Genomic DNA, 19,264 nt, shown 5'->3' on the forward strand with positions numbered 1-19,264 from the left:
TGCGGAGCTTTTAGATTAGCATTTTTGTAATAATTTCATCTTCCTTGCCAGTTGCAAAATTAGCATAGCGCTTGGCTAAAGGAGGTATTAGTACTAGGGGATTGCTAAATCCAGAAAAAACATGAACGCCTTCAAATCCTGGAATAGCACCAATTAAGGGAAGTTTATTGCTACTAAATGCCACCAAGCAATGATACCAAGTCCCTGGTAAATTCTCTAATACTGGCAAAATTTGACCGGCACTTCTTCGTAACCATTTTTCGCTTACGTCTGAGTTTACATTGGCATGAGGATCTGCGATCGCACGGCTAATTTGACCAATGCGGATACTACCATCTTGAAACTGAATTGCACCTGCATCTAAAATTGGCGGTACTAACTCATTACCAAGTTCATCCCACAATTCATCAACTTGAGTAGATTCAGCTTCTAGTTGAAACCGTTGCAGATTCGCTGGCATAACTAAGGTGCGTAACCTGACACCAACGGGTGGAGTTTCAATGATTTCTGCGTGGGTAAAATACAGCTTGATGGAAATACCAGCAGATTTGAGAAGCTGGCGGCTGAGTCCACCCGCACAGATGACAACGTTAGCGCTGTGGAAAGTTGCAGTGGTGGTTTGTACACCATCTTGCAAGACTTGCAAAACTTGGGTAATCTGCATTTCACCCCCAGCCCGCTCAAAAGCTTGGATGTAAGCTTGTGCGGTTTTTTCTGGGTGAATATGACCGTGTTTAACAGTTAAAGCACCAGATATCGCCTCTCGATTTAGCTGCGGTTCCAACTCACAAGCTTCTTGGACACTGAGTAAACGGGGCGGAATGGCAAAATGATTATATGATGCAGCAGTTGTTTCTGGGTCATTTGCGGCTGAAATAGTCAGTAATAAATCTAATTCCCGAAATTGGATATCAGCGTCTAACTCTTGAGATAGGATATGGTAACGTGCGATCGCTTCTTCGCACAATAGCCGAGTTAGTGGCGTATTACCAGACCAATAGGCAAGCCCACCATAACTATAGCGAGTTGCATTCTGTGGTGTGCTGTGTTGCTCCAACAAAAGTACAGAAAAGCCAGTTTTAGCCAGTTCATAAGCGAGTGTAGCACCCGTAATTCCACCACCAACCACAATCCAGTCATAGGTTTTCATCTAATATGTTGCTTGTAAACGACTTAAAAGATATTCTCCTGCAAGGATAGGGAGGTAAATAGGCGATTGTTCTTTCTGACAACTTTCCAGACAAGCAATTTCTGTATCATCATTAGGATGACAGAAAAAAGCAATAGAATATCGAGACTGGTTCACCCTACTATCACTGGGAATCATCACTCGATGCTTGGTTGAACAAAATACATGATTTGTCCACCGTTGCATTAAATCGCCAGTATTGACTATTACAGTATCAGGAATTGCAGGCGCGGCAATCCACTCTCCAGATGCTGTCTGTACTTCTAACCCCCCAACGTCATCTTGGAAAAGTAAGGTAATACTGCCATAATCGGAATGCTCACCAGCACGCACTTGTCCAGGTTTCGGTGGTGTTTGCAATGGGGGATAGTGTAATAGTCGCAAGGTATGATTTTGTTGATTGTGTCTTGTTGTAAAAAAATCTTCTGGTAATTCCAACGCCAATGCATAAGCTTGTAATATCGTGTTAGCAAGTTTCGTGCAATTATCATAAAAGGCGACAATAGAAGTATCTATCCCTACAGCATCTTGTTTGTTTACATTAAACGCCTCTTTCAAGTCGCCTGGTTTATTAGGGTCAAGACGTTCCCTCTCAATTCCAACATAACCTGTGTTACTAAATTCATTATTCCAAGCTTGCTTTTGCTTAACTTTTAAAGGTAAATTGAAGAAATATTTGCTGTAAGCAAATACTTGATTGATTAGGTCTTTTGATATTCCCGAATTTTGCAAGTATATGAAACCAATTTCATGACAAGCTTGATAAATTTTCACAACAGCTTGTCGAGTTGCTGCGTTGCCATTGTTGAAGGCTGTTAAATCAATTACTGGAATGATGACCATTGATATTTGTAGATTTTTTATTTTGTTTAATTATTTAGCGGAGGCATCAACTGTGCTTAAAATTATCCAGGTAGAGACTGACGAACATAAATATGATATACATCAACTATTTTGGGAATATTTTAACGAGACTAAGTTGATATTCAGCCATCAATTCGGTATCAATTTAGATGTTAATACATTCTTTGAACAATATCTGACTCAACTTCACGAATTTCTACCCCCCTTCAGGACGCTTGCTTTTAGGACAATACGAAGCAAAAATAGGCGGCTGTGCTTGCTTGCGAAAAATTGGTGAAGATGTCGGCGAAATAAAAAGGATGTATGTAAAACCAGAATTTCGTAGAAAAGGAATCGGTAGAGCATTATTAGAGGCTATCATCAAAGAAACTCCCTATATGGGTTATTCAAGGATACGTTTAGACAGTGCCCCTTTTGCAAAAGAAGCACATATTCTTTATCGTGTATTTGGCTTTCAGGATATCGAGCCATATTTGGAAAAAACAGAGATTCCTCTAGAACATCGAGCAAACTGGGTTTTTATGGAATTGGTTTTGAAATCATGAATATTCGTTGTGAAACTCTGCCAGATTACATAGTAATAGCTGAGGTGAATACATTAGCCTTTGGGCAGGAAAACGAAGCTAAACTTGTGCAGGAAATTCGCCATTCTGACCGCTATATTCCAGAACTTTCTCTGGTTGCAGAGGTTGAAAATGTCGTCGTTGGTCATATTTTATTCAGCTATATTGACCTGGTAGGTGAAGAAACACTACAGGTAATTGGTCTAGCACCTTTAGCAGTTCATCCACAGTTTCAAAAACAGGGTATTGGCAGCGCACTAATAAAAGCAGGGTTAGAAATAGCAGACGCAAAGAGAGAAGCCATTGTGATTGTCCTTGGTCATCCCCACTTTTATACTCGCTTTGGTTTTCAGCCTTCTGTTATTTATGAAATCAAGTCTTCCTTCCCAGTACCAGAGGATGTTTTCATGGTTAAACCACTGCAAAACTATCAAAAAAAGTATAAAGGCAAGGTTATTTATCCAGCTGCTTTTGATGGAGTATAGTAATACAACAAAACTTTCGACAAAGATTTAATTAATCAAAATCTTTCAAAATAATGTGTTTTTTTAAGTCAAAACTGATAACACCTTGTTCTTGTAATTTGCCCATCAATCGTGTAATTGTGACTCTCGTAGTGCAGCAGGCGCTAGCAATATCTTCGTGAGTGAAGCGAACACTTAGGCGAGTTCCCTCCGCCACAGTTTCACCCACTTCTCGTTTCAAAAGTTGTAATAAATGGTGCAAGCGTTCTTGTACTCGTCGTCTTCCACAAATGACTAAAAAAGATTCTGTTTGCTGTAACCGCTGATTAATTTTTGGTAAAAGCGTATGGCTCAAGGTTGGAGAAGCTGCTATTTCTGCTGCATAAATTGACACCAACTCAACATCAGAGAGGGCTGTTGCTTGGTAAATGTTTAGAGATGTCAAACTAGAGCCAAAAACCATTCCTGTTGTTGCCAATCCGAGCAGCACTTCTTCACCCGTTTCACAATAGGTACTGAGTTTGACTAAACCCTGACAAACATACCAAATTACTAATGGGTTGAGGGGAATAGTTTCTCCTTTAGAATGTTTATCCACGGGACGATCATAGAAGAGGTCGCTATCATTTTTGACTACCGCTAATTCTAGTTGTTTCCGTTCAGTAATATTACGTATCACCCAGCGTAGAGAGGTTGCCTTACCCTGCGGATTACGGACAAGTGCCACTGTTAAAGCTGCATCAAATAATTCACCATGACGTTGTTCCAAGCGGATCGATAGCTCTCTAACTCTGTCTGATTGCGATAGTTGAATGAGTTCGTTGCGAAGGTGCTGACGTTCTTCTAGAGGGACAAAGTTAATCATTGGTTTGCCCACTAAAAATTGCTTTGAAACATTGAATAATTTAGCTGCGGTGAAGTTAGCTTCTTGAATGATTGTTTCAGTATTAGTCACTAAATAGGCGTCAGGGGCAAACTCGAATAATTCTTGATAGTGTTGGCGTTCTGTTTCTAACCAATTCCGTGTTTGTATTAGTTCCTCATTTTGCTGATACAGTTCCTCCGCCGCTAACTGTACTATCTTTGAGCTGTTATAGAGTTCCTTAAAAGCTAGCGGCAGCAGATCCTCTTGAATCCAAGGTAATACACTAGCAGTTTGGCATAAATCTGCTAAACGCTTATGCAATACTTCTGTGCGTTGGATAAAATTTTCTATGTTCACCTTAAATTCCCGCTACTTGCTTGCAGAGGTTGAGCAAAAAAATCTAGTAGGTAAATCCTTGGAAAAATTGCAGCATTCCTGATTTTGCTGAGTTAAAAATTTAACTGGTTGTAAACTGCAATTTTTATTCAATTGAACTTATAAAAGTACATTGATTTTAGGGTTTCAAGAATTGTTTTTGACAATTTATATCCTACAGCACTATAGATGAGCCAGTTTTTTAAATGACAAGTGTCGCATAAACCTAGATGCTCAAAGTAAATTGAATCTAGGAAATTACAAAGTGTCCATTGAGAGCTTTCACCACTCAGAAACTTTTTTACAAAAAAGTTTAGGACATTTCAGTAAGTACTACTTCTATCTTTGGTGGGAAAATTTGATAAACTCAGCTAATACGAGCGCTAAATCCGCTGACCTAAGATTGTGCTAATTTGTGACTAAACTGATAAGCCAGTAAAAATTATGACTAGCAGAGAAATTAGATAAGACAGCACAATTGGAAAAAGCCTGGTTCTCAATCTTTATTTCTCAGTATTGTTTAACCCACTTTGTCATTCCCCCAATGAATGATTTAGTGCTAATGATAATTGTTTCTATGATTATTCACAATAACTGATAATATTTTCCCCAACTTCCATCACAGGAATCAAGCCACTACTACCAAAGATATAGAATCTAAGTTAAGTTTGTTTGTGTTGATGCATACATTAACTATTAATAAATTTCACAACCAGATTCCCAACTTCTCTAAGAAGTCGTGAATCTGAGCCTTTTGGTTTTCAAATTAATTATGGAACTATCTGGCACAGGCAAGAGTAAAACTCCTGAGGACAAGCAATAGTCGAACTACTACATCTACAATTGCAAAATAGATATTAATCAGTTAAAATTATTTGTATACATAAGCACACAATAACTTAACAATTATTCGCCTCTTTAGTTAGAGGATAAATGAAGCAGTAAGCTGGTGTAATTTAAAAATGCGTAACAGCTTATCAACGCGCAAGTTATAAGGAGTGATGGGTGAGGTGTAAATACTATAAAATCTTGTCACTTCTTTTTACTTACTACAGGCTTTTCACTAAATAAAGTTTCCATCATTGCCAAAGTTTAAATCAGGAAGTTAATAATATTAACAACGAATTATAAGGGCTATGAAGTTTATTTGCATCATAGCCCTTTGTGATCACCTCTCGATCATTTAATAAAAACCTTCACCGGGATATATGATTATGTAATCATCATTTTTACCCCTACTCCTACCTCTTCTATAGAAAGACCTACCTCTGCCATATCTATCGGGATCTATTCTATCATACAATTCATCGTTATCTCTATAACCCCGATCGCGGTAATATCCACCTCCACCTTCTATAAATATTATTTCATGTGCTTGTAATTCATTGAGAAAACTTTCAGACAATTGCGATGAAATTGCATTCTTATGCAGGATTTCAGATACTTGGATACTAGCCATTTTTATCCTTTTAAGATTGGGTTGTGACTTTTACTAGTTAGAGGATTATTTAATCCTAATATTTATTGTTACAGCCCAGTTGGCAAATTATCATATTTTTAAATTACAAGCTTAGACAAAAATGACGTAAATATGTTCTTTTTTCATGGTTTTTAACTTGGTAAATGAAAATTGATACTCCATAAACAAATTTAGCTTTTTGTAGAGAAACAAACTGCATAGAAAAGCAACTGCAAACAGTAAAATTAGCTTTTATTATCAATAATAACCATAGATTATCAATAATTTAGACATAATTTACTGACTTAGGTGTACTAATAACAATTCCACGCAGTATTGTTGCACCAGCGTCTCCCCTTCTCTACAAGGCGCTACGCACTGGACGCCCAATTAATCACTAATTTTTGCACTCCTATTGGCCTCGAATTAAAGCTAAAGACAATGGTAATAAATTAGGTTTATTAGCCTAACGAATGCCATCATTATCAATCGCGCTGTAGCTGTCGCTGGGGAAAAGCCCTAACCAAGGGTCAGAACTAGGAGTTAAAAATAGTTGGGCGTATACTTGTTCATTGAGCACTTCTACACTGCTTGTTTGCTTACCCTGCATAAACCATTGATGAATTTGGCTGTGCAGCATATATTCATTTCTGACTGTATCTAAAGCCATTGTAGCTTCAAATTTTTTCACTATTATCGGCAAATTATCTTCCTGAGTGTTGGCAAACTGAGACTTTTTAGCTTTGATTAGAGAAATGCTGTTCTGATCTAGCTTGGCATCAACGGCATAGAGTTGAGCAATTTTGTTCCAGACTTCCTGGTCGGTAATTTCAGCTAAAGCGTTTTGATTGCGTTCAGCATTAGACTGGAAAGCACTTAGCATTGGTCTTTCAACTCTCATTTTAGAAACTGCTAGAGAGCTTGCTATTGCTGCTGTAGGTGGCTGATTAGAATTGTTTGGCTCCAACAACTTAGGGGGAGACTGGATACCCAAGCGGGATAAATCTGCAACCCATTGAGCTTGGATAGAATTCAGGCGATCGCTGTGGTATTTTCTTAAATAAGACTCGCGATCGCTTGGTGTAAGTTTACTGTAATTTTTTACTGCTACTTCAGCCTGCTGTAGCTGACGCAAAAATGCTTTGGGACTATATAACCCTGGAATTGCATCGATTGGACGACCCGATCCATCCAATATATAATGAATGCTATTGCCTGTAATCGTTCGCTCTAACTTACGTCCGTCGCCAAAATCAATAGTTACTTTGGGTACAGGGCGTACTGATTGCCAGTGCAAAATAAAGCGGTCTTGAAGCAGTTTAGAAATTTCAACATTCGGATACAGCGCTACTCTGAAGAACCTACTATTAGCACAACTCAAATCCTGATCCAGCCTGCCCAGCAACCGCAGAGATAAAATGGGTTTACCACTGGTTCTGGCAGCAGCTTTGGCTTGTTCTATGTCAGTGTACCAGTACAGACGAGAGGCGTAACAGTCGCGTTGTTGGCAGAGTTCGTCTAAAGCTACCCGGAGTGCAGGGAAAGGTATAACTGCACCTGAAGAATCGGTATTTAGCGTATTGGCATGGGATTTGAGAAATACTTGTAATCCGCTTGGCCCCTGTTTCCGAAGCACAGAAACTTCCTGAGATAGCTGGGAAATTTCAGTTATAGGAGTTTGAGCATCAGCTGTCTGCAAAAAACTGAAGCTGACTAGCATGAGTGCGAAAGGATATTTGAAGGTTTTAAATTTCATATATTTTCAGAAAAATAGGGGGTGTAAATCTAGCCATTATTAACTAGAGAGAAGTCTAGTTTAACTTGTAAGAATCCTCATCTGCTCTGAAAGTTTATGAGGAAATGGTAAACCTTAAAATATCGACATGAAGCACAAAAAATCTCATTTAATTGTTGGCTGTCTCCTCTGATAGGAAGGAGTTCTGGTTTTAGGATGTTGACATCTAAACTCATATATAGCAAGCAATCCTAAATCATTCCTGAGAAACAAGCTCCCTGAATTTTCAAATCAATCGGGGAATTTTGGTTTATATTCTCAGTATTTACCTAGCATAGTCAGATGAGTAAATATTGCTGAAATAAATATACACGTATTTATTGACGGAAGCTACTTCATCAAACTCAGGTTTCGTTAAAAATTCATATACTTACTGCTTTAGTTAGTTAAATATGCGAATTAAGAGTTGATTTATATAAATCAACTTTTTCAAAAATTTCAGTAACATTCCTCTTTTAGTAATAAGTTAAATATAACTAAAATATTAATAGTTGTGCTGGCTTAGTTGATTAAAAAACGTCAATTATTCCAGGTGTATCTATTTGCCAATCCCCTATCGAACCGATTCAGCAGTCTTGAAATAACAGCTCTGTTTTTACGAAATAGAAGTTTGTTTTCCCCTTCCTGTGTAGGAAAGGTGATTGAGGTAGGTTCGGTTGTTGTTAGCGAATTAATGTACTAAGCCCTAGTAGTTTATTCATTTGTAAATCGCTGATATCAAGTTTTATTGGAGAACAGCGTCATGATTTATATTGGGAAATTACGGTTTTATTTCCAACTAATAACAAACACAACTTCTTTAAGCTTTGAATATTTATCAACCCATTGTACTAATCCCCATGCAACAATATATTTCTCATTTTCTCATACTGGTATTAGGAACAAGTTCGACTTTCATCGTTACTCCATCTCAAGCTCAAACTCCGGTAAAGTCTAACAGTCAAAATACCGATAATATTACTTCCATATCTTCAAATTCACCTTCCACTAACCAATTGCGTGATTTTGCCAATTCTACTAACAACAAACCACCTATCCTCTCTGAGGCAGCTAATAACTCTTCTGCGGCTAACGCCAATATAACAGCAAATAAGCCTAAACCACGGGTTCCTATATTCAGCAGGATCTTCCCCACACCTTCGATGCAGCAATAATTAGCGGCTAAACATTTAGTTTACTTTCTTAAGATGATAGGTATGTATTAATACAAAACTTACAACATTCTCTAGTGAAAATACTACCGCAGCGAGAGAGATTCTAATTGTTCTCTTTTGTTGGGGTGAAACGAATATCATCTATAGCGATTCTAGTTTGTATGCAATATACTTTGACCTCTCTCCTTTTAGGAGAGAGGTTTTGAGTGTTATTCCCCAACGCTTGTAGGGAAGAGGCTGTTTTTGCTAAGTCTATATTGGACTCAACTCAGAACCATTATATATGTGAGGCATACCCTGATTTGCTTTATACTTGCAGCTGACAGAGCAGTAAACCAAACCATTGATTTGGATCTGTCCACACATGAAGAGGTAATAAACCCTGTGCAGTGAGTTGCTGCTTGATAATATTAAGGTCAAATTTACGAGAAATTTCGGTGAGGATAGTTTCACCTAGTGCAAAATTAACCTTAAGGTTAAGAGCGCGTAATTCTACAATTTGCGATCGCAGGCTGCGTAAATGCATTTCTATTTGATGCTCACTTTCATTGTAAAACGCCCAGTGTTCAAACTGCGTGATGTCGAAATTCCCCTCAAACCGCTGATTTAAATGCTCCAGCATATTGAGGTTAAATGCTGCCGTCACTCCCTGGCTGTCGTTATAAGCTGGTTCCAAAATCTGTTTTGGCTTTCGTAAATCTATCCCCAATAATAAATACTCACCTACTTGTAGAGCATTTGTAATTTGAGAGAAAAACACATCACACTCACCAGGTGTAAGATTACCTAAAGTGCTACCAATAAAACAGATCATCCGACTGGGTAATTGCGTCGGTAGAAGTTGTGCAAGAGCTAATTCATAGGTTCCCGCTAATGCATAAACTTGCAGTAAAGGATAATCTCCTAATAACTGCTTGGCACTACTTTCCAACATACCTGCACACACATCAATTGGTAAGTAGTGCAGGGGATAGCCTAGCTGCTGGTAGGCATCTAGTAAAATGCGGGTTTTGCTAGAACTGCCACTGCCAAGTTCTACCAATTCACAAGGGCCAGTTATCTGGGCAATTTCGCCAGCAAACTGCTGTAAAATCGTTGTTTCTGTGCGTGTGAGGTAATATTCTGGTAAATGACAGATTTGCTCAAATAGATCAGAACCACGGTCATCATAAAAGTAACAAGGGGGTAGAGATTTAGGTGTTTGACTTAATCCCTTAACCACATCACTACCAGCACTAGGTGCAACTATTTGAGTCGCTCCTAGCAAACGCTCTATTTGCAAGCGTTTTTCAACGCTGTTTTGAGAAGTAACATTGCTGTTGACAGCTTTAGATATCGACATTAAACCTCCGTTTGCTTGGCGTAATAGGTTAGCTTTGATGGCAACCTTTACCCCAATCAGTGAAACATATCGCTATAGCTAATAAAATCATGCCACAGCAATATAGCTCAAGCTTTAGAGCTATTTGTAGTAATTTTTATCTTAAAATGACAGCAAATAAATGCTTAAGCGCTATTAAACTGTTGCACATAAAAGTTGCATATTTTATCGTGAGTGATTATGCTCTCTTAAATGTGGTTTAGCTGACTAACTCGTTACTTAATCAGCAGCACAGCGAAACCCAGCGAAAATTTGGCGCACACCAGGATGATACCAATTACGAAAACTAGAACGCAGTACCCAAGAACGAGTTGCCCAACTACCGCCTTTTAAAACGCGGTGCTGCTGGTCAAAATAAACTTGGGAGTAACCCATGTAAGGATAACTCTCGAAACCCTTGTAGCCATCAAACCAAGAAGCTGTCCACTCCCAGACATTGCCGAGAGCATCGTACAATCCATAGGCACTTTTTCCAGTCGGGTAGACATCTACTGCCGTTGTCTTACCAATTGGGCGGTGTCTAGAATGGGCTACACCTACGCAATTACAGCGTTGGGTGATTGGTTCTTCATCTCCCCAAGGATAGGTACGGTGACTATTAGTTTGTACATCCCAACTAACTGCTTTTTCCCATTCTGCTTCTGTGGGTAGCCGCTTACCCACAAATCGCGAGTAGGCCTCGGCTTCATACCAACTTACACCGCAAACCGGGTGACGATCGTAACTGCGCTCGCTACACCAGTAAAGCGGTTGCGTTACTGGCGCATTTTGTAACCATTGCCACCCAGATTCTGACCACCAAAGAGAATTTTGGTAGCCTCCCGCCTCCATGAATGAACGATACTGTCCACAAGTCACAGGGTAGCGATCAATCATATAGGTATCCAAATATACTTTATGTGCCGGACGTTCATTATCCAGAGCATCAGATGAGTCGCTCCCCTGCTCAAATTCACCACTGGGGATTTGAATCATTTCTGTGAAAGTACTGAGTTGTGAGCTTTTAGAAAAAAGTGAAACAGAAGAATAACTAGTTTCCCTCTCCATTCCCCATCGCCCCTTATCCCCAAAGGAGGCTCCGAGTTCCCCATTCCTCTTGTGTAATTCCAACACAAAGCTAATAATTTCGCAGTGCTGGCTTTCATGCTGAATCAAAAAACGCCAGAGACGTTCTTGTGGCTCTATGTCAGCTACTTCCAAGTATTCCAGAACTTTTTCTCTAACTGTATCTAGGTAATAACGGATTTCCTTTAAGTTTGGTAAATGAACGCGTTCTGATTTGGGTAAACCATCAGCTGCAAATAATTTACGGTATTGCGGGAACAAACAAGGGCTACCTGCACAGCGTTCTAGCAACCATAAAGATTCGATATAGGCTATATGGCCCAAGTGCCAGCCAACAGGGCTAAAGTCAGGATGAGGCTGACTACAGAATGTGGCTTCGTCCATATCATGGAATAGTGCAAAAGTTGTCAGGCGACATTCATCGAAGGCTTGAGAAACAGCCTCTTTCACACTAGATTTGGTCAATTTGGATTTCACAGTCTGCTCCCACACTAATGATGCTATTTTCTGGGCAAGCAATCCAATTACCTATAAATAAAGGTTCGGACGCGATAATTACGGAATTTGGAAAAGTCGGATCATCTCGTATCCAGTAAAGGGATGGAGGCGGTGAAGTGGTAGCAAAACGAGACGCTATTAAACTATGTCCGTTACTAAAAACTACGTTGAGTGAGGCTTCTACTTCATAGCGTTTTGCCATCTCTAAAAGCGTTAATAATGTGCTGCGTAAAGCATACTCTGGAGGTCGATGTTTATTAATTTGACTTTGCGAAAGTAATAATGCAAAAATGTGTTCGGAGTCAGTACTACCATTAATTTTCTCGTAAAAATCTTGGGTTAAAGTGCTGCGAATTTTTCTATATAATGTTTTCCGGAAATTTTCGATTCGTCCATTGTGAATAAATAGTTGTTGTTGATGGTTAAAGGGCTGACAATTAGCAAAATCTACGGTTTGTCCTGATGTAGCACTGCGGACATAAGCAAGTACACACTTTGATTCAACATAACGGCTGAGACTGGGTAAGTTTATATCATTCCAAATAGGCAGGGTATTTTTGTAGACAAAAGGGTTAGTATCTTTTTGAATATGATACCAACCCACACCAAAGCCATCTGCATTTACTACCCCAGAGGTCATTTCGCGGGGTTGATAACTCTGGACTATCAGAGAGTGTTCTGGTTTATACAGAAGATGTTCTAAAGAAACAGGCGAACCGAGATAAGCAAGTAAACGGCACATTATGAATATTCAACCTTCAATTAACACAATTATTGGGCAACAGCCTTACCCGCTTTTATTCACCATCATTAGTGGTTCCCACTTATATGGCTTTCCGTCACCTGATTCTGATTATGATTTGCGTGGTGTGCATATTTTACCAGTTCAAGAAGTAGTGGGTTTAGAGACTAGGAATGAAACTATTGAAGTTTCAGAAGTTCGCGAATCTTTAGAAATTGATTTAGTCACTCATGATGTCAAAAAATTCTTTTTTATGCTACTTAAAAAGAATGGTTATGTGTTAGAACAACTATACTCACCTTTAATATTAACAACTTCACCCGAACATGAGGAATTAAAATTTATTGCTAAAAATTGCATTACCCGTTATCATAGCCATCATTATATTGGTTTTGCCGCAACACAATGGAAACTTTTTGAAAAAGAACATACGCATCGCATCAAACCATTACTTTATGTTTATCGAGTCCTATTGACTGGGATTTATCTGATGCAAACAGGACTAGTTGAAGCTAATTTAATTAAGCTTAATGAGGTTTTTAATTTACCATATATTCCCGATTTAATCGCCCAAAAGTTAGCAGGTGCAGAAAGGTCTATTTTGTCAGATATTAATGTAGCCTTTCATCAAAGAGAATATGAACTTCTGTGTAATAAGTTGCAAGAAGCATCTGAATCCAGTCCATTAGCTGAAGCACCTTCAGCTAATGTGGCTTTGCATAATTTGTTGGTACGCCTGAGAGTGATGAGCTATGAATTATGAGTTTATAACTTTTAAAAAACATACATATAGTGGGAATTTTAAATTCTATGTTTACTATAGATAGCAGTACTAATGTGTTTGTGTTTTAATAGGTAAAATGATTGCAAACTCTGCTCCTTGTTCAAGTTCCGATATTACTTCTATTTTACCTTGGTGTTTATCAATTATCTGATAAAAAATACTTAAACCTAACCCAGTACCTTTACCTACTATCTTAGTTGTGAAAAAAGGGTCAAACAGTTTATTTTTAATTTCTGGTGCAATTCCAGAACCGTTATCTCTAATCCTTACTTTAATATAAACATCATCTATTTTTAATGTATATATAATAATCTTTTTACTTTTAACTAAATGAGATTTTTGATCTAGGAGAGCATCAATTGTATTACTAAGAATATTTATAAATGCCTGATTTAGTTGTGCTCGATAACATTCAACTAAAGGAAAATTTCCATATTCTTTAATTACTTCAATTTCTCGTTGAAGTCTATGATTCAGAATTAATAGCGTATTATCAATACCTTCATGAATATCTATCTCTTTCATATCAGCTTCATCCAGTCGGGAAAAGTTCCGCAAAGAGCTTCCAATAAATGGAGTTAGGAGTTAAAAACTCCTAACTTCTAACTTTTTTACAACTTCAAATTCCAAGCAGCAAAAGCTAAAGCACCCCAACCAGCAAGAAAGGCTGCACCACCTAGTGGTGCGATCGCTCCTAAGGATTTAATACCGGTTAAGCTAAGGGCGTACAAGCTACCTGAGAAAATAGCTATGCCAATGAGAAACAGCCATCCACTGGCGATGAGAGTGGGTTGAGGGGATTCAGTACGACTAATTAGTATCGCTACTAAGAAAAGTGCCAGAGCATGATACATTTGGTAACGAGCACCAGTTTCAAAAATTTCTAGCGATCGCTCACTAATTTTTTCCCGCAAGGCATGGGAAGCAAAAGCACCAGCAGCAACTGATAAACCGCCTAAAATGGCAGCTACGGTCAAAAAAATCTGCGTCATTAGACCTAGCCGTAAATTTATTATTAGTCATTAGTCATTAGTCATTAGTCATTAGTCATTAGTCATTGGTCATTAGTTAATAACAAGGGACAAATAACAAAAGACAAAGGACAAATGACAATTAGACATCAAAATGATATGATACAGCCCCTTCTTCATTTACCTTAAAGTTTGCATTGAATTCTTTAGCTTTTTCATCTAAATATTGTCTGGCGTTGGCTGCGGGTAGTTGTGATTGCATAGCAAAGCCTAAAACAGTTACACGCCCATGATTTTCTTGTAGCATCTCATAAAAAATCGATTGCAGGCGATCGCTAACTTGTTGATTAATCGCCTTTTTCTCCTGCCGACTTTGACGGTACAATCCTAATGCTAACCATGTGCCCAGTGTTAGGGTAGGAACGCCGAAAATGAGACCACCTACAGCAGTATTATCATCTTCATAAGTACTATTAGGTGCGTTAAACTCATACTCATCTTTGGGTAGTATGATCGCCTTACGTGTAGCAAATTTTTCAAATACCGCTGTTGCTGATAGCGTTACAAACATGAATCCGAGTGTCAATAGCCAACCGGCAGCTAATTTTTCAGCAGTCTTCATAGTTTCACTTCAGATTTACACTTTGCTAGCGATTTTAACCTGACTTTCACAAAGGTTCCAGTATATCAATCTACTTGCCAAATGCGATATTTCCCGATGTTAACCCTTGAGATTGTCAAATTGCAGCAAAGTTACATAGCGGTTCTCGCGTTTATGGATGCAACACACATTAGAGGCGCACATCTGTGCGCCTCTAGCAACGGTCTTTATTCCACACAATTGAAAATTGCTATACTATTCATCTTGCTGCAATTTTAGCTTCACTTACGTGTAGCTTCCAGTAGGCGGGAAAAATAAAAACGAGTCCGAGTCATCGACTCTCGTTGTAACAAAAAACCATTACTTTCTAAAATTTTCACGACATCAGCCTCACGGTGTAAATATGCACGAGTGGCTTTACTTGGGCCAGGAAAGAAACTGCCAATTTTCTTAAGTATAGTCAGGGCGCAGGTCTTCGGTGCAAAGCTGAGAATTATCCGCGACTGTGCTAAAGAACAGAGGTGAGATATCATCTCATCCGCTTTTTCTTGGGGGTAGTGGATGAGAACATCCAAGCAAATAACAGTATGGTAACTACCACTCAAAGATTCCAAATCCTGCACAGCAAAAGTGGGATTTTCGGCATTACCCAAGGTATGCTTGGCTCTATCTTTACCTTCTTCCACCATTTTTTCAGAAATATCGGTGGCATAGACTTTGGCACCATCTACCGCCAGGGGGATGCTGAGACTACCGACACCACACCCAGCATCACAAATTGATAGCTCTGGTAAATTGTTATCAGCCTTCAGCCAACCGAGAACTGTATCTACAGTTTGCTGGTGTCCATTGCGGATGTCTAGTTGGACTTTGTTGACTTCGCCATCGCCGTAGATTCGCTTCCAACGGTCAAACCCTGTGGAATTGAAATACTCGCGAACAATTGTTTTGTCGTCGGCTGCGTTCATAAACTTTGATTTTTAGGGGTTCCCAATGCTTAAAATTATCATTGATAGGAACCCACAGGAGTGCTCTTCCAGATTTTTCCAGATGATAGTCTGCCCAGATGCAAGGATACTTAGGTGCACAGAGGAGTTAGAGTGCCGAATTCCAGCCCAGACGCGCAAAACTCAATAACAGGCAAAATACTTAATTTAACTTAGGTTTCATTGGAGTCAATGCAAGTAAAAACAATTGCGATCGCTTTTGGCTCAGTGATGAGAATCGACAAGAGCGATCGCGTGATTTTATAACTATTCTCCAAATTGCTCTTTAGACAATAATGGCTCAAATGATTGGTAAGCCTCATAGTTCCGAAAATGTCGAGCATATAAATCAACAATATCCTCAAATGAATCAAAGTCATCATCCAAAACTGAATTCACGTCTACTACTTGCTGTAAAGACCAAGTAATAGTTTCTCCATTCTCATTTGTATAGCTGACGCTTTCATTTTTACCATGATTCAAAGCTTTTGCTTTTGCTTCCTCTAAAGAAGCAGCTTTAATCAAAACAAAGCTTTCTTGGTACAAAGGTTGATAATCAGATTTATCTGAAGATGATTTGTAGAGAATTAGAGCAATGTAGAAGGATTCTGCTTCCTCTGTAATTTCCTCTAGAGAGAATTCATCAGTTTGAAATACTTCTAGTAATCTTAAATTTATGTTCATCACTAGTCCTACACCTTATTTTACCGCCGAAACCAAGAGCATACCCAACGCCATAACCGACGCAACCACCCCCAAAACCCACGACGAGAGACTACAGGCGTTTTTGGTTGAGAAATCCGCTCAATTGCATTGTTGCAAAGTTGCACATTAGCATCAAGTCCCATTGTCTGATAAAGTTCGCGGGCATTACGATAAGCACCCAGCGCGTCTGATTCTCGATTGACGTTTTCTAATGACAGACCTAAATTAAACCAGGAATGAGCTTCCCCTCGAATATCGGCGATTTCTCTGGCTATATTCAATCTCTGTTGGTAAAACTCAATTGCCTGTTGGTATTGCCCCAAAGAACGGTAAGCAATGCCTAAATTGCCCAAGGCGCTTCCTTCCCCATTGCGATCGCCGATTTCCCTAGCAATGTCCAAAGACTGCTGGTAAAACTCAATCGCCTGTTCATATTGCCCCAAAGAGTAGTAAGCAACGCCTAAATTGCCCAAGGCGCTTCCTTCCCCATTGCGATTGCCGATTTCCCTAGCAATGTCCAAAGACTGCTGGTAGAAATCTATCGCCTGTTGGTACTGCTCCAAATAATTGTAAGCATTACCCAAATTAGCTAAGGCGCTTCCTTCCCCATTGCGATCGCCTATTTCCCTAGCTATTTCTAAAGACTGCTCTAAGAACTCAATCGTCTGTTCATACTGCCCCAGAGAGAAGTAAGGATTGCACAAATTAGCTAAAGATAAGCCTTCAGTATCACGATCGCCTATTTGCCTAGCTATTTTTAAAGACTGCTGGAAGAAATCTATCGCCTGTTCATACTGTCCCAGGGAGAAGTAAGTATTACCCAAATTCATTAAGGATAAGCTTTCAGTATTTTGATTGCCTATTTCCCTAGCTATTTCTAAAGACTGCTGCAAGAACTGAATCGCCCGTTCATACTGCCTCTGATAATCGTAAGCATTACCCAAATTCATTAAGGATAAGCCTTCAGTATTGCGATCGCCTATTTCCCTAGCTATCTTCAAAGACTGCTGCAAGAACTGAATCGCCCGTTCATACTGCCCCTGATAATTGTAGGCAACACCCAAATTCACTAAGGGTAAGCCTTCAGTATTGCGATCGTCTATTTCCCTAGCTATTTCTAAAGACTGCTCTAAAAACTGAATCGCCCGTTCATACTGCCCCTGATAATTGTAAGCAACACCCAAATTATTGAGAGCAGCCCGATAATTCCGATTTTCTCTCTCGCCAGTTTTTCCCCAAGCTGCTATCAACTGCCCATATAAGTCAACTTGGATGGTGTAATAACCCCGCAATTTCAAAAAATCATCACAAAACGCTAATAGATCAAATGCCGAGTCATAATTTTCTAGTTGATACCTGTGATAGAAAATTTCTAGATACTCCTTGATATCTTCTTTAGTCTGCCAAGGTTGTTCTTTGACATTCAAAAGATAATAATTGATAGCTCGTTGATGCGCCTCGCTCTGATCACCAGCCTTATACTGTGCATACTCTAACACCACTGGCTGAAACTCAAACTGCCGCTTACCATTAAGTTTTTCTAACAGCAAAGAACGCTTAACCAGATTCCTCAATTCTTCCTCAATCTCTTTTTCTGAACTTCCAGGCAACACCGCCACGGCTGCTTTACTATCAACAGCACCACGATAAACGCTGATATTGAGTAATAAAGCCTTTTGCAATTCACTCAATCGCTCAAAACTGGCATCCAACACCAACACCATCCCCACATTTTCCCGGCGATGGACACCTACCACTTGGGAATCTGTCAGCAACTGCCGCAAATTTCCTAAGCCTAAATCTGCCAATCGTCTTAAATCCGCGTCTTGGGGGTATTCTTCTTTTAATAAATCTGCGACCAATTTTAACAGCAGGGGATGCCCATCTACCAATTTGACAAAATCTTCTAAATCCCCGCGAATGCCTAATGTAGTTAAAAGTGCTATCCCTTCTGCGACTTGCAAACCTTTCAGAGGTAGCCATGTAAATTTTGGTAATTCCGGTTTTTCCCTAGTGGTAACTATTACCTTACTATTACCGCCATATTCCACCCAAGCATTGAAAAAGTCGCCGTAGAATTGACTTCCCCACTCTCTATCTGGCTGTAATAAGCTCTCCAGGTTGTCAATAATGAGTAAATATTGACCAGATCGCAAACACTTAACCACCGCGTCCACTAATTGCGCTTCTTGTTCTGGAACCGGAAAGCCAAATTTACTGAGGACTTGCCGGGCTAAATCGCTAAAACCTGCCCCATAACTAACATCCGCCCAAAATCGCTTAGGAAAACCCTCAATTTCGTCATAAATTTTAGCAGCTAGCATCGATTTACCCGTGCCACCAATGCCTTCTATGCCAATTAGGAATGTATTTTTATCAGTTAACCATTGCTGTATTTGGTCAATTTCTGTTTTCCGTCCCTGCCAGTAAGCCAAACTTTTATTAGGGTTGCCTGCTTTGAGAACCCCGGGCGATTCTAGTTGAGAGATTTGTTGTAATCGCTCTAGTACTGGTTCTATTCGGTCAACAATAATCTTGACTTCTGCTGCGTTTATCTGTCCTACTTGAGTTACCTTACTGTCACCGTAGGCAGTAAGATTCATCTCAATATTGTTCGAGTTACTGGGGCTGGGTTCCTCTGTCATTGCTCATAGTAGGTAAAAATTTTGCTTGATATTGTGGCTGTGAACTCGGCCGTTCGTGCTCAGAACTCGGAAGTTCGTGCTCAGAACTCGGCCGTTCGTGCTCAGAACTCGGCAGTTCGTGTTCGGAACTCGGCAGTTTGTGTTCGGAACTCGAAATA

Annotated in this window: 18 protein-coding genes; 3 read left to right on the forward strand and 15 right to left on the reverse strand. The window is 39.4% G+C overall.

Annotation, left to right across the window (positions count from 1 at the left end; genetic code table 11):
* Positions 1-10: 10 nt before the first annotated feature.
* Complete coding sequence (locus RM347_RS19550; protein ID WP_322718582.1) at positions 11-1,150, reverse strand: NAD(P)/FAD-dependent oxidoreductase; 1,140 nt, start codon at positions 1,148-1,150, stop codon at positions 11-13.
* Positions 1,151-2,032 carry an isopenicillin N synthase family dioxygenase gene (locus RM347_RS19555; RefSeq protein ID WP_322718581.1) on the reverse strand — a complete coding sequence of 294 codons (882 nt, stop codon included), beginning with the start codon at positions 2,030-2,032 and terminating at the stop codon, positions 1,151-1,153.
* 236 nt (positions 2,033-2,268) lie between these two features.
* Between RM347_RS19555 and RM347_RS19560 the strand changes: the two genes are divergently transcribed.
* Positions 2,269-2,598, forward strand: coding sequence for a GNAT family N-acetyltransferase (locus RM347_RS19560; RefSeq protein ID WP_322718580.1), 330 nt, complete (start codon positions 2,269-2,271; stop codon positions 2,596-2,598).
* Positions 2,595-3,101, forward strand: a complete 507-nt coding sequence (locus RM347_RS19565; RefSeq protein WP_322718579.1) for a GNAT family N-acetyltransferase — start codon at positions 2,595-2,597, stop codon at positions 3,099-3,101. Before RM347_RS19560 ends, RM347_RS19565 begins: the two co-directional genes overlap by 4 nt.
* Before the next feature lie 31 nt (positions 3,102-3,132).
* Here the strand turns inward: RM347_RS19565 and RM347_RS19570 are convergent, their stop codons facing one another.
* The 7 genes from RM347_RS19570 to egtC form a co-directional block, all read right to left on the reverse strand.
* Entirely contained in the window at positions 3,133-4,302 is a 1,170-nt protein-coding gene (locus RM347_RS19570) for a PAS domain S-box protein (RefSeq protein WP_322718578.1), read from the reverse strand.
* Between the two features lie 1,201 nt (positions 4,303-5,503).
* The gene (locus RM347_RS19575; RefSeq protein WP_322718577.1) at positions 5,504-5,779 is read right to left on the reverse strand and encodes a hypothetical protein; all 276 of its coding nucleotides are present in this window, start codon (positions 5,777-5,779) and stop codon (positions 5,504-5,506) included.
* A gap of 466 nt (positions 5,780-6,245) precedes the next feature.
* The gene (locus tag RM347_RS19580; protein ID WP_322718576.1) at positions 6,246-7,535 is read right to left on the reverse strand and encodes a hypothetical protein; all 1,290 of its coding nucleotides are present in this window, start codon (positions 7,533-7,535) and stop codon (positions 6,246-6,248) included.
* Positions 7,536-8,514: 979 nt separating this feature from the next.
* Positions 8,515-8,709, reverse strand: a complete 195-nt coding sequence (locus tag RM347_RS19585) for a hypothetical protein (RefSeq protein WP_322718575.1) — start codon at positions 8,707-8,709, stop codon at positions 8,515-8,517.
* Positions 8,710-9,035: 326 nt separating this feature from the next.
* Positions 9,036-10,070, reverse strand: coding sequence for an L-histidine N(alpha)-methyltransferase (gene egtD, locus RM347_RS19590; RefSeq protein WP_322718574.1), 1,035 nt, complete (start codon positions 10,068-10,070; stop codon positions 9,036-9,038).
* A 258-nt stretch (positions 10,071-10,328) separates the two neighbouring features.
* Positions 10,329-11,651 carry an ergothioneine biosynthesis protein EgtB gene (locus tag RM347_RS19595; RefSeq protein WP_322718573.1) on the reverse strand — a complete coding sequence of 441 codons (1,323 nt, stop codon included), beginning with the start codon at positions 11,649-11,651 and terminating at the stop codon, positions 10,329-10,331.
* Positions 11,626-12,414 (reverse strand): ergothioneine biosynthesis protein EgtC, encoded by a 789-nt coding sequence (gene egtC, locus RM347_RS19600; protein ID WP_322718572.1) that lies wholly within the window; start codon positions 12,412-12,414, stop codon positions 11,626-11,628. The genes RM347_RS19595 and egtC overlap by 26 nt, the downstream gene beginning before the upstream one ends.
* A gap of 1 nt (position 12,415) precedes the next feature.
* On the opposite strand from egtC, the gene RM347_RS19605 reads away from it, so the two are divergent.
* On the forward strand, positions 12,416-13,177 hold the full coding sequence (locus RM347_RS19605) for a nucleotidyltransferase domain-containing protein (protein WP_322718571.1): 762 nt from the start codon (positions 12,416-12,418) through the stop codon (positions 13,175-13,177).
* Between the two features lie 69 nt (positions 13,178-13,246).
* Here the strand turns inward: RM347_RS19605 and RM347_RS19610 are convergent, their stop codons facing one another.
* The 6 genes from RM347_RS19610 to RM347_RS19635 form a co-directional block, all read right to left on the reverse strand.
* The gene (locus RM347_RS19610; protein ID WP_322718570.1) at positions 13,247-13,723 is read right to left on the reverse strand and encodes a sensor histidine kinase; all 477 of its coding nucleotides are present in this window, start codon (positions 13,721-13,723) and stop codon (positions 13,247-13,249) included.
* An 86-nt stretch (positions 13,724-13,809) separates the two neighbouring features.
* Positions 13,810-14,190 carry a DUF423 domain-containing protein gene (locus RM347_RS19615; protein ID WP_322718569.1) on the reverse strand — a complete coding sequence of 127 codons (381 nt, stop codon included), beginning with the start codon at positions 14,188-14,190 and terminating at the stop codon, positions 13,810-13,812.
* Positions 14,191-14,311: 121 nt separating this feature from the next.
* Positions 14,312-14,791: a hypothetical protein gene (locus RM347_RS19620; RefSeq protein WP_322718568.1), complete on the reverse strand. Its 480-nt coding sequence runs from the start codon at positions 14,789-14,791 to the stop codon at positions 14,312-14,314.
* Positions 14,792-15,051: 260 nt separating this feature from the next.
* Entirely contained in the window at positions 15,052-15,738 is a 687-nt protein-coding gene (bchM, locus tag RM347_RS19625) for a magnesium protoporphyrin IX methyltransferase (RefSeq protein ID WP_322718567.1), read from the reverse strand.
* 285 nt (positions 15,739-16,023) lie between these two features.
* Positions 16,024-16,440, reverse strand: a complete 417-nt coding sequence (locus RM347_RS19630) for a DUF4288 domain-containing protein (protein ID WP_322718566.1) — start codon at positions 16,438-16,440, stop codon at positions 16,024-16,026.
* 20 nt (positions 16,441-16,460) lie between these two features.
* On the reverse strand, positions 16,461-19,106 hold the full coding sequence (locus RM347_RS19635) for a tetratricopeptide repeat protein (RefSeq protein WP_322718565.1): 2,646 nt from the start codon (positions 19,104-19,106) through the stop codon (positions 16,461-16,463).
* Positions 19,107-19,264 lie beyond the last annotated feature (158 nt).

The sequence above is a fragment of the Nostoc sp. ChiQUE02 genome (genome assembly GCF_034531305.2).
GTDB lineage: Bacteria > Cyanobacteriota > Cyanobacteriia > Cyanobacteriales > Nostocaceae > Nostoc.